Source organism: Enterobacter sp. DNB-S2, from assembly GCF_019443845.1.
GTDB lineage: Bacteria > Pseudomonadota > Gammaproteobacteria > Enterobacterales > Enterobacteriaceae > Enterobacter > Enterobacter asburiae_B.
In genome coordinates, this window is record NZ_CP050520.1 from 1,939,906 (window position 1) to 1,951,873 (window position 11,968).

11 protein-coding genes are annotated in these 11,968 nt (G+C 56.0%); 1 reads left to right on the forward strand and 10 read right to left on the reverse strand.

Annotated elements, in window-relative coordinates:
• Nucleotides 1-110 precede the first annotated feature (110 nt).
• From rlpA to leuS, 9 genes are all read right to left on the reverse strand, one after another.
• The gene (gene rlpA / locus HB664_RS09145) at nt 111-1,223 is read right to left on the reverse strand and encodes an endolytic peptidoglycan transglycosylase RlpA (protein ID WP_219940690.1); all 1,113 of its coding nucleotides are present in this window, start codon (nt 1,221-1,223) and stop codon (nt 111-113) included.
• A 16-nt stretch (nt 1,224-1,239) separates the two neighbouring features.
• Nucleotides 1,240-2,352, reverse strand: coding sequence for a peptidoglycan glycosyltransferase MrdB (gene mrdB / locus HB664_RS09150; protein ID WP_023310746.1), 1,113 nt, complete (start codon nt 2,350-2,352; stop codon nt 1,240-1,242).
• Nucleotides 2,353-2,354: 2 nt separating this feature from the next.
• Nucleotides 2,355-4,256, reverse strand: coding sequence for a peptidoglycan DD-transpeptidase MrdA (gene mrdA / locus HB664_RS09155; RefSeq protein ID WP_033144927.1), 1,902 nt, complete (start codon nt 4,254-4,256; stop codon nt 2,355-2,357).
• A 28-nt stretch (nt 4,257-4,284) separates the two neighbouring features.
• Nucleotides 4,285-4,752, reverse strand: coding sequence for a 23S rRNA (pseudouridine(1915)-N(3))-methyltransferase RlmH (gene rlmH, locus HB664_RS09160; RefSeq protein WP_023310748.1), 468 nt, complete (start codon nt 4,750-4,752; stop codon nt 4,285-4,287).
• Between the two features lie 3 nt (nt 4,753-4,755).
• Complete coding sequence (gene rsfS / locus HB664_RS09165) at nt 4,756-5,073, reverse strand: ribosome silencing factor (RefSeq protein WP_023334893.1); 318 nt, start codon at nt 5,071-5,073, stop codon at nt 4,756-4,758.
• A 269-nt stretch (nt 5,074-5,342) separates the two neighbouring features.
• Nucleotides 5,343-6,008: a nicotinate-nucleotide adenylyltransferase gene (nadD, locus tag HB664_RS09170; protein ID WP_029740134.1), complete on the reverse strand. Its 666-nt coding sequence runs from the start codon at nt 6,006-6,008 to the stop codon at nt 5,343-5,345.
• Nucleotides 6,001-7,032, reverse strand: coding sequence for a DNA polymerase III subunit delta (gene holA, locus HB664_RS09175; protein WP_064673642.1), 1,032 nt, complete (start codon nt 7,030-7,032; stop codon nt 6,001-6,003). The genes nadD and holA overlap by 8 nt, the downstream gene beginning before the upstream one ends.
• Nucleotides 7,032-7,601 (reverse strand): LPS assembly lipoprotein LptE, encoded by a 570-nt coding sequence (gene lptE, locus HB664_RS09180; RefSeq protein ID WP_039261260.1) that lies wholly within the window; start codon nt 7,599-7,601, stop codon nt 7,032-7,034. The genes holA and lptE overlap by 1 nt, the downstream gene beginning before the upstream one ends.
• 14 nt (nt 7,602-7,615) lie before the next feature.
• Nucleotides 7,616-10,198, reverse strand: coding sequence for a leucine--tRNA ligase (gene leuS, locus HB664_RS09185; protein ID WP_033144930.1), 2,583 nt, complete (start codon nt 10,196-10,198; stop codon nt 7,616-7,618).
• 214 nt (nt 10,199-10,412) lie between these two features.
• On the opposite strand from leuS, the gene HB664_RS09190 reads away from it, so the two are divergent.
• Complete coding sequence (locus HB664_RS09190) at nt 10,413-10,895, forward strand: zinc ribbon-containing protein (RefSeq protein WP_029740138.1); 483 nt, start codon at nt 10,413-10,415, stop codon at nt 10,893-10,895.
• Nucleotides 10,896-10,951: 56 nt separating this feature from the next.
• Here HB664_RS09190 and rihA read toward each other — a convergent pair whose 3' ends face one another.
• Nucleotides 10,952-11,893 (reverse strand): pyrimidine-specific ribonucleoside hydrolase RihA, encoded by a 942-nt coding sequence (rihA, locus tag HB664_RS09195; protein WP_047061346.1) that lies wholly within the window; start codon nt 11,891-11,893, stop codon nt 10,952-10,954.
• Between the last annotated feature and the right edge of the window lie 75 nt (nt 11,894-11,968).

Below are 11,968 nucleotides of genomic sequence, written 5' to 3' on the forward strand. Positions count from 1 at the left end.
TAAAAAAAGTGCCTTACTATAGCAAATGCTATTCAGGCAGGCATCCGACTTTAAGCATGAGTTTGTGAATGTGTTTTACACTAACTGACAATTCGGATACCGCCGGTTAATTATTTCGCAACAGCGATAAATGACTGAAGTTGAGCTTCATTCTGCAGACGCTGCTGCAGGGACGCGGCCTGCGATTTGCTGGCAAACGGCCCCATCTGAATGCGCCAGACCGCGCCGTTCTGCTCAACGCGTCCCGGTACGCCAAACTGCTGGCTCAGACGCTGTTGATACTGCCTGGCCCGGGCCTGATCGCTTACTGCGCCTACCTGAACCACATAGCTGCCGCTGGCCGCTGCTGGAGCCGTTACCACCGCACTTTGCGTGGCTGCAGGCGCCGTTACGGGAGCCGGCTGGGTTGCTGGTGCCGCAACGGGAGCAGGGGCTGGAGTCGGCTCACTGCCTTCCAGCACGCCCGAGGCTAAGGTCGTCGGTGCGCCAAGAAAACCGCTACTCTTTACCGGCGCGCCGGTAGAATCCTCACTTTGCAGCGTGTCATTGCTGATCGGGCGTATTTCTCCCCCCGGCTGAGCAGGCTCTGCCGGAGACGAGACGCTTCCCATTCCGCCGTCAAGATTTGGGCGGTCAGGAAGGGCATAGGTCTGTTTTGCCACCGTCGTACACGCGGTACCCGGCCCGGAGAGCGAACCATCCTGTGCGACGATAATCGGATCAATACGGACTTTGGTGTTGTTCGAGGTGTTCAGGCGATCGGCAGACGCGCGCGACAGGGAAATCACCCGGTCATTTCCGTAAGGACCACGGTCGTTGATCCGCACGACGATCATACGGCCATTCGCCAGGTTGGTGATACGAGCGTAGCTCGGGATCGGCAGCGTCGGGTGTGCTGCCGTCAGCTGCATTGGGTCGAACGCTTCCCCGGAAGCCGTCAGGTTACTGCCCGGCTCGGCATCATAAATGGCGGCAAAGCCCGCCTGGCTGAAACGGGAAGGATCCTGAACAATTTTATAGCTTTTGCCGTCGCGCTGGTAATCCTGATTGGCACTGGCATTCAGCGGTTCATAAACGGGATCGGCACCGCTAATTTCAACGATCGGGCCATTACACACCGCAGGCTGCGGCGGCGCGACGGTTGCCTGTTGCTGACCATCATCACTTGTGCAGGCCGCAAGTAAACTTGCCGCGATGCAGATCCCCAGCCACTGCTTACGCATTCCGATCCCCTTATTTTTATACGCTTTTTGACAACATTTTTCTGTGGGTATGGATCGACATCACGATACCAAACCCGGCCATCAACACGATCAGTGCCGAGCCTCCGTAACTCACCAGCGGCAGCGGTACGCCTACCACCGGCAGAATACCACTCACCATACCAATATTTACGAAGACATAAACGAATAAAATCAGCATCAACCCGCCGGCCATGACGCGACCAAAAGTGGTTTGTGCGCGTGCTGCAATCCACAATCCCCGCATGATCAGCAGTACGTACAGCGCCAGCAATATTAAGATGCCAACCAGCCCCAGCTCTTCCGCCAGTACGGCGAAGATAAAGTCGGTGTGGCGTTCCGGTAAAAATTCCAGCTGTGACTGCGTGCCGTGCAGCCAGCCTTTACCGCGCAGGCCGCCGGAGCCAATCGCAATCTTGGACTGAATAATATGATAGCCCGCGCCCAGCGGATCGGTTTCCGGATCGAGCAGCATCATGACGCGCTGGCGCTGGTAATCATGCATCAGGAAGAACCAGAGGATAGGAATGAACGCTGCAATCAGCACCACCGCGATACCAATCAGGCGCCAGCTCAGTCCCGACAGGAAAAGGACAAACAGGCCGGAAAGGGCGATAAGAATTGAGGTACCGAGGTCAGGCTGCGCCGCAACCAGCAGCGTCGGCAGAAAAATCAGCACCAGCGCGATGGCGGTGTTTTTCAGCGACGGCGGACAGACGTCGCGGTTGATAAAGCGTGCCACCATCAATGGAACGGCGATTTTGGCAATTTCCGAGGGTTGGAAGCGGACAACGCCCAGATCCAGCCAGCGCTGCGCCCCTTTTGAAATGGCGCCAAACGCATCTACCGCAACCAGCAAAATAATACAGAAGATGTAGAGATAGGGCGCCCAGCCTTCGTAGACGCGCGGCGGGATTTGCGCCATCACCACCATGATGATCAGACCCATGGCGATCTGGCCGATTTTGCGCTCCATCATGCCGATGTCCTGGCCGCTGGCGCTCCAGATAACCAGGGCGCTGTACACCAGCAGAGCCAGCAGGATCAGCAGCATGGCTGGGTCGATGTGGATTTTATCCCACAGCGATTTTTTATTTGGATTATCCGTCATGATTATTGGTCCTCCGCCGCAGCGGCGGCCGGGTTTTCAGCCGGCAGTTCGGTGTTGTTATCACCCAGCATAATGTGGTCAAGGATCTGGCGCATGATGGTCCCTACTGCTGGCCCGGCACCGCCGTTCTCCAGAATCATCGCCACCGCGACCTGAGGGTTATCATAAGGGGCAAACGCCGTCATCAGCTTATGGTCACGCAGACGTTCAGCAATGCGGTGCGCGTTATAGGTTTCGTTGGCTTTCAGACCAAATACCTGCGCAGTACCGGATTTCGCGGCTACTTTGTACGGCGTACCGGTGAAGTACTTATGCGCGGTACCGTTCGGGCGGTTTGCCACGCCGTACATACCGTCTTTCGCAATTTCCCAGAAGCCGGAATGGATGTCACCCACCGGGGCCTCGTGCGGCTGATTCCACGGCACTTTTTTGCCGTCTTCAACCGTACTCTGTAGCAGATGTGGCACTTTTACCACGCCGTCATTGATGAGGATCATCATGGCTTTGTTCATCTGAAGCGGCGTTGCTGTCCAGTAGCCCTGACCGATACCTACCGGAATGGTGTCACCCTGATACCACGGTTTTTTAAAGCGCTTCAGCTTCCATTCACGCGTTGGCATGTTGCCAGAACGTTCTTCTGAAAGGTCCACGCCGGTGTAATGCCCGTAGCCGAATTTGCTCATCCACTCTGACAGGCGGTCGATACCCATGTCATACGCCACCTGATAGAAGAAGGTATCCGCAGATTCCTCCAGCGATTTGGTGACGTTCAGATGACCGTGGCCCCATTTTTTCCAGTCACGATAGCGCTTATCTGAACCCGGCAGCTGCCACCAGCCCGGGTCAAACAGGCTGGTATTACGGTTGATGACGCCGGCACTCAGCGCAGAGACCGCCACGTACGGTTTAACCGTTGATGCTGGCGGGTAAACCCCTTGTGTCGCGCGGTTCACCAGCGGCGTGTTCGGGTCATTCAGCAGACCGGAATAGTCTTTACTGGAAATGCCGTCAACAAAGAGGTTCGGGTCATAGCTAGGCATGGAGACCATTGCCAGGATGCCGCCGGTACGAGGATCGGTGACCACAACGGCTGCACGGCTGCCCGCCAGCAGGGTTTCGATATACTGCTGAAGCTTGAGGTCGAGCGTCAGATAGACGTCATGCCCCGCCTGAGGCGGCACTTCTTTTAGCTGGCGGATCACGCGGCCGCGGTTGTTAACCTCAACCTCTTCATAGCCGGTTTGCCCGTGCAGAACGTCTTCGTAGTAACGTTCGATCCCAAGCTTACCGATATCGTGCGTTGCAGCGTAGTTGGCCAGCTTGCCGTCTTTATCAAGGCGGTCGACGTCTTTGTCATTAATCTTGGAAACGTAGCCAATCACATGCGTCAGCGCGGAGCCGTAGGGATAGTAGCGACGCTTATATCCCTTCACTTCCACGCCGGGGAAGCGGTACTGATTCACCGCAAAGCGGGCCACCTGGACTTCCGTAAGATTGGTTTTAACCGGAATCGAGGTGAAGCGGTGAGAGCGGGCGCGCTCTTTTTTAAACGCCGCGATATCGTCATCGTTAAGGTCGACAACGCTTTTCAGCGCTTCCAGCGTATCCTGAACATTATCGACTTTTTCCGGCATCATCTCGATTTGATAGATGGTGCGGTTCAACGCCAGCGGGGTGCCGTTACGATCGTAAATAATGCCGCGGCTGGGTGCGATAGGCACCAGCTTAATGCGGTTTTCGTTTGAACGCGTCTGGTAGTCGGTAAAGCGGACAATTTGCAGATTATAGAGGTTGGCGATCAGCACGCCGGTAAGCAGCAAAATCCCGGTAAAGGCGACCAGCGCCCGGCGCACAAACAGCGCGGACTCAGCCGTATAGTCGCGAAAAGAATTCTGTAGTTTCATCCGCTGCTTAATCTACCCTGGTCAGTCATTACTCGCGGTGATAGGGGTGGTTGGTAGTAATGCTCCACGCGCGATACAGGCTTTCTGCCACCAGTACCCGAACGAGCGGGTGGGGAAGCGTCAGCGCGGAGAGGGACCAACTTTGTTCAGCCGCTGCTTTGCAGGCAGGGGATAACCCTTCTGGTCCGCCAATCAACAGACTGACGTCACGGCCATCCTGCTTCCAGCGCTCCAGTTCTTGTGCCAGCTGCGGCGTATCCCAGGGTTTACCTGGAATATCGAGGGTGACGATGCGGTTTTTGCCAGCGGCAGCCAGCATCAGTTCGCCCTCTTTATCGAGAATACGTTTGATATCCGCGTTCTTGCCGCGCTTCCCGGCGGGAATTTCCACCAGCTCGAACGGCATGTCTTTTGGAAAACGACGCAAATATTCAGTAAAACCGGTTTGTACCCAGTCCGGCATTTTGGTGCCGACGGCGACCAGCTGCAACTTCACGCATTAACCCCAGAGTTTTTCCAGCTCATACAGGCGACGGCTCTCGTCCTGCATGACGTGGACAATCACATCGCCGAGGTCGACTACCACCCAGTCAGCCGTCGCTTCACCTTCAACACCCAGCGGCAACAGCCCTGCTGCACGCGATTCCTGAACCACGTGATCGGCAATTGAAACAACATGACGCGTCGATGTACCGGTGCAGATGATCATGCAGTCGGTAATACTGGATTTACCCTTAACGTCGATAGCGATGATGTCCTGACCTTTCAGGTCATCAATTTTGTCAATAACAAAATCCTGGAGTGCTTTACCCTGCAAGTTTTCCCCCTGGGGTGAATGAGATTGTAAAACTTTGAATTCGTAGCCAGACAGTATACCTGAACTCACGCCTGCGTCGGGACAAATGTCTCCGGCCGGGCTTTTGAAGGCGGGTATCATCCCACCCTCCGCCTGAGATTGCATTGCCATTTTTGTAAAACAATTTCTGTAAAGCAATGATCGGCGGGAAAGTCTGGCAGCGGAGAATAACAGTATGGCTTACCCTGTCAAGGCGGGATAAACAATAAGCCGCTTTTTATGCTCTCCGGCTATTCATCTGCGCTTTTCTGATACAAACCGTGCGCATGGATATAGGCCAGCACCGGGGTCGGCAGCAGATCGTCACACGCTAAACCCTGCTGTAGACGCTCGCGAATGAGGGTTGCAGAGATATCAAACCACGGCGTTTCCGCCAGATAGATCTTCCCGGCAGGCTGGTTGTGAAGATCTTCAACATTATCGGTGAGATGGTCTTCCAGCCACTGCTGGTACTGCTCTTCGCGCATGGTCAGCGGATAGCCGGGACGGCGGCAGACGAGCAGGTGGCTGTTCTCCAGGATGGTTTCATACTGATGCCACGTAGGGAAATTCAGCAGAGAATCCTGGCCGATGATAAAGGCCAGCGGCTGGTCTGGCCCTTGTTCGGCGCGCCACTCCTGAAGCGTCTGAGACGTCCAGGAGGGCGTGTCGCGACGCAGCTCACGCTCGTCAAGTCGGAAGAGCGGTTTATCTGCGATGGCAAGGGCAAGCATCTCTTTTCGCTGCTCGCTGGTCGCCTCGGGTTGTGGACGATGGGGCGGGACATTGTTGGGCATGATGGTGACGCGCTGAAGGCCGATCAGATTTGCCAGAATTTCAACCGGCTTCAGGTGCCCGTAATGTACCGGGTCGAAGGTGCCGCCATATAAGGCCTGTAAAGAATGCATGCTATCCATCAATAAAAACGTCTGCCAGCGCCTTGTGGCAGAGCAGGAGAGAAAGACTTTCCAGCTCCGCCCAGACCGACTGGCCATAATCTTGCTTTAACGTGAGTTCAGCGCGCATCAGAAGCTGCACAGCCTGACGAAGCTGTTCATGACTCAGGCGGTTGACGGCTTCGGTGATCAAAGCCCGGCGATTTTGCCACACGCGGTGTTTATCAAACAGCGAACGCAGCGGCGTATGGGCAGACTGACGCTTGAGCGTAATCAGCAGCAATAATTCGCGCTGCAGCGTACGCAGCAGAATAACCGGTTCGCTCCCTTCGAGACGCAGCTGTTGCAGAATATGCAGGGCGCGTTTGCTTTTCGCCGACAGCAGCGCGTCCACCCAGTGGAACGGCGTGAAGTGTGCCGCGTCGTTAACGGCCTGCTCGACGCGCGGCAAGGTCAGCTTGCCATCCGGCCAGAGCAGGGAGAGTCTGTCCAGCGCCTGCGCCAGGGCCAGCAGGTTACCTTCATAGCAGTAGCAGAGCAGTTGGTTCGCCGCATCATCCAGCTGAAGGTTGTTCTGCTTCGCTCTCGCTGCCACCCATTTGGGCAGATGCGCCTGTTCAGGCGTCTGACAGGTGACCTGCACCGCGTGGGCTGCGAGTTGGGTGAACCACGCCGCATTTTCCTGCGCTTTGGTGAGCTTGTTGCCGCGCACAATCAGCAGCAGATCGCTGTGAAGCAGGCTGACCAGCGTGGCCAGCTGTTCATTGATGGCCGCGTTAGGGCCGTTTTCCGGCAGCAGGATCTGAATAGTCTGGCGCGACGCAAAAAGGCTCATCGCCTGACAGAGTGAGAAGAGGGCATTCCAGTCGGTGTTGTTATCCAGCTGGACGGTGTGGTGTTCATCGAAGCCCTGAGAGGCGGCTTCATGCCGCACGGCATCCAGGCTTTCCTGAAGCAATAACGGATCGTTTCCAAGAAGCAGATACGCCGCGCGCAGCCCTTCTTTGAGCTGCGCGCGGAGTTGTTCAGGATACAGCCTGATCATCATTTACCCAGAGAGTTAGCAGCAGGAAGCGTGCCAGCAACCGGTTTTTCAACAATGTCAGAGCCTTGTCGGGTAGACGCTGCAATACCTGGCAGTTTACGGATCAGCTGTTCCGCCGCCTTGTCGTACATTTCGTTGATGATAATCTGCTGTTCGGCATCTTTTGCCAACGCCGTCTGCGGGTTATCGAAGAACGAACGGAACACTTTCGTGCTGATCGGATAGATGTCTTTACCCGGGATCAGGACCGCTGCGTTGACCGTCAGCACCATCTGATATTCAGCTGTACGACCGTCCTGGAAGATGGAGGCCGTATCTCTCGACAGACCTCCTCCGATGATACGCAGAGACGGTACATCCTGGCGCAGCGTTTGTTTCTCAACAAGCTCAACGCCGTTCAGACGCAGCTGATTACGAACTGCCCGGCTGAGTGGACCATTCGGATCCGATGAGTCGAAAATCATCGTTTTCATCTCAGCAGGCACCGCCGTGGTATTGCGCAGGTGCCAGCCACAGCCAGCGGTGACAAGCACCGCCAGTGATAAGAGTATTGTTGCCAGTTGTCGCACGTTTCCTCCCGCGCTTAGCCAACGACCAGATTGAGCAGTTTACCCGGTACGTAGATCACTTTACGTACGGTAACGCCCTCAAGATATTTTGCGACCAGAGGTTCCTGGCCCGCGCGCTCGCGAACCTGTTCTTCGGTTGCATCGACCGCCACGGTAATTTTACCGCGGACTTTGCCGTTTACCTGGACCACAACCAGCGTCGTGTTTTCCACCATCGCGGCTTCGTCAGCCTGCGGCCACGGCGCGTTGTCAATATCGCCTTCGCCTTTCAGCTCCTGCCACAGGGTGAAGCTGACGTGTGGAGTGAACGGGTTCAGCATGCGAACGACGGCCAGCAGCGCTTCACGCATTAAGGCACGATCCTGCTCACCGTCCTGCGGGGCTTTCGCCAGCTTGTTCATCAGTTCCATAATAGCCGCAATTGCGGTATTGAAGGTCTGACGACGACCAATATCATCGGTCACTTTCGCAATCGTTTTATGAACATCGCGACGCAGCGCCTGCTGATCTTCAGTCAGTGCGGCGGCGTTCAGCGCCGGGGCATCGCCCAGTGCAGTGTGTTCGTAAACCAGTTTCCAGACGCGTTTCAGGAAGCGGTTCGCCCCTTCCACGCCAGACTCCTGCCATTCCAGGGTCATGTCGGCCGGAGAGGCAAACATCATGAACAGACGCACGGTGTCCGCACCGTAACGCTCAACCATCACCTGCGGATCGATGCCGTTGTTTTTCGACTTGGACATCTTGCTCATGCCGGTGTAGACCAGTTCATGACCTTCGGCGTCTTTCGCCTTAACGATACGGCCTTTCTCGTCGCGCTCGACGATCGCATCAACCGGAGAAACCCAGTTACGCTCGCCGTTAGCACCGACGTAATAGAACGCATCTGCCAGTACCATGCCCTGACACAGCAGCTGTTTTGCTGGTTCGTCAGAGTTCACCATGCCTGCATCGCGCATCAGTTTGTGGAAGAAGCGGAAGTAGAGCAGGTGCATGATGGCGTGTTCGATGCCGCCGATATAGATATCAACCGGCAGCCAGTAGTTTGCCGCATCGGAATCGAGCATACCGTCCTGATACTGCGGGCAGGTGTAGCGCGCATAGTACCAGGATGACTCCATAAAGGTGTCAAAGGTGTCGGTTTCACGCAGCGCAGGCTGACCGTTGACGGTGGTTTTTGCCCACTCAGGATCGGCTTTGATCGGGCTGGTGATACCGTCCATGACCACGTCTTCCGGCAGGATCACCGGGAGCTGATCTTCCGGCGTTGGCATCACGGTGCCATCTTCCAGCGTCACCATTGGGATTGGCGCGCCCCAGTAACGTTGACGGGAAACGCCCCAGTCGCGCAGACGGAAGTTAACTTTACGCTCGCCCACGCCCAGAGAGGCCAGCTTATCGGCGATGGCGTTGAAGCCCTCTTCGAAGCTCAGGCCGCTGAATTCACCGGAGTTGAACAGGGTGCCTTTTTCGGTCAGCGCTTGTTCGGACAGGTCGGGTTCAGAACCATCGGCGGCCAGAATAACGGCTTTAATCGGCAGGCTGTATTTGGTGGCAAACTCGTAGTCGCGCTGATCGTGTCCCGGAACGGCCATTACCGCGCCTGTACCGTACTCCATCAGCACGAAGTTCGCTGCCCAGACAGGAATCGCTTCGCCAGTCAGCGGATGCTTCGCATAGAAGCCTGTCGCGACGCCTTTTTTCTCCATCGTCGCCATGTCGGCTTCGGCCACTTTGGTGTTGCGGCACTCGTCGATGAAGGTGGCCAGCTCCGGGTTGTTCTCTGCCGCTTTCTGCGCCAGCGGGTGACCTGCGGCCACGGCCAGGTAGGTCGCGCCCATGAAGGTGTCCGGACGGGTGGTGTAGACAGTCAGGGTCTGGTCGTAGTTCTCAACGTTGAAGGTAATCTCCACGCCTTCAGAACGGCCAATCCAGTTGCGCTGCATGGTCTTAACGGTATCTGGCCAGTGGTCGAGGTTATCCAGATCGTTCAGCAGCTCATCAGCGTAAGCGGTGATTTTGATAAACCACTGTGGGATCTCTTTACGCTCAACTTTGGTGTCACAGCGCCAGCAGCAGCCGTCGATAACCTGTTCGTTCGCGAGAACGGTCTGGTCATTCGGACACCAGTTAACGGCAGAGGTCTTCTTATACACCAGGCCTTTTTTATACAGCTCGGTGAAGAACTTCTGCTCCCAGCGATAGTATTCCGGGGTACAGGTTGCCAGCTCGCGGCTCCAGTCATAGCCAAAGCCCAGCATCTTGAGCTGGTTTTTCATGTACGCGATATTGTCGTACGTCCACGGCGCCGGTGCGGTGTTGTTTTTGACCGCCGCGCCTTCCGCAGGCAGACCGAACGCATCCCAGCCGATAGGCTGCAGAACGTTTTTACCCAACATGCGCTGGTAGCGTGCAATCACATCGCCGATGGTGTAGTTACGCACATGGCCCATGTGTAGTCGACCAGAAGGATAGGGAAGCATCGACAGGCAGTAATACTTCTCTTTGCTCTCGTCTTCGGTTACTTCAAAGGTGCGCTTCTCGTCCCAGTGTTGCTGGACTTTTGATTCTATCTCTTCCGGGCGGTATTGCTCTTGCATGGCAGCCAGTGGTCCTGTTTTCAATACAGCTACAAATGTAGCCAATGGATGTGGTAATTCAGATCCGCATAGCATAGCCCAAACGCCCGCGTCAAAACAGCCTTTCGCACAAATGCGCTTTGCAGGAATTTACCGGGTCTGTGCTTCACCTGACAAAGCGGCGATGAAATAAGGTCTATTATTAGAAATAGTTACTTACCCGGGAGGCAAAATGATGAACAAGGTTGCTCAATTTTACCGCGAACTGGTGGCGACACTGACGGAACGGCTGCGTAACGGCGAGCGAGATATCGACGCGCTGGTGGAGCAGGCGCGTGCCCGCGTGACGCAAACGGGTGAGTTAACGCGAACCGAAGTGGAAGAGGTGACGCGCGCCGTGCGTCGCGATCTGGAAGAGTTCGCGCGCAGCTACCAGGAGAGTCAGGAGGAGGTCACGGACAGCGTTTTTATGCGGGTGATTAAAGAGAGCCTGTGGCAAGAGTTGGCCGACATCACGGATAAAACGCAGCTGGAGTGGCGCGAGGTCTTTCAGGATTTGAACCATCACGGTGTGTATCACAGTGGTGAGGTGGTCGGCTTGGGAAATCTGGTATGTGAGAATTGCCACCATCATATTGCGGTATATACGCCGGATGTCCTGCCGATGTGTCCGAAATGCGGCCACGATCAGTTCCAGCGTCGGCCGTTTGAGCCCTAAATAAAAGCAAAACTCTCTGCTCCCTCTCCCCGTGGGAGAGGGTTGGGGTGAGGGCATCAGACCGCACAATAGTAAGCCAGTCTCTCCGCCAGCAAATCCACAAACGCCTCGCGGTCGATGTCCACCATCACCGTGGTATTCGGTTTATTCCCCGTCAGCGAGTAGTAATCCACCACCGTCATTCCCTGGGTGTATTTTCCCTGCGTCTCAACACCAACCCATCTGTCCACCGTAGTGAACATCTCCGGCTTCAGTAGCCAGGCAATGGTGCACGGGTCGTGCAGCGGCGCGCCGTGGAAGCCCCACTTCTCGGCTTTGTGATACTCCATAAAGAAGTCGAGCAGCTCGGCCACGGTTGTCGCAACCGTATTTCCCACGGAGCGGAATCGCTCAATATCGTCCGCCATAATCTGCGCGCGGTGGGTAACGTCCAGTCCTGCCATTACAATCGGTAAGCCGGACTGGAAGACAATTTCTGCGGCTTCCGGGTCGACAAAGATGTTGAACTCCGCCGCAGGCGTCCAGTTCCCCAGCCCCATGGCCCCGCCCATAATCACAATTCGGGCAATTTTATTATGCAGCTCAGGATGGCTGTTCAGCAGCAGCGCAACGTTGGTTTGCGGTCCGGTTGCCACCAGCGTTACCGGTTCTGCACTCTCACGTAGAACCTTCGCCATCAGCTCCACGGCGGTACAGTTTTGCGGCGTGAAACCCGGCTCCGGCAGTGCCGGACCGTCCAGCCCGCTTTCACCATGAACGTTGTCGGCAATAATCAGCTCGCGCATCAGCGGCTTCACGGCCCCGCCGGCGACAGGAATGTCGGTGCGTTTGAGCAGCGTGAGCATGCGCAGCACGTTGCGCAGGGTTTTGTCCGGCGTCTGGTTTCCGGCGGACGAGGTGACGGCTTTTACCTCGAGTTCAGGGGAGGCAAGAGCGAGGACGAGCGCGATCGCGTCGTCATGACCCGGATCGCAGTCGAGAATAATAGGCTGTGCCATAGCGTTCTCCATACGTAGCGTTATTTTGTGACAAGGTTAACGCTGCAATGTGACGCCGACGAGAGGAACTGAGTG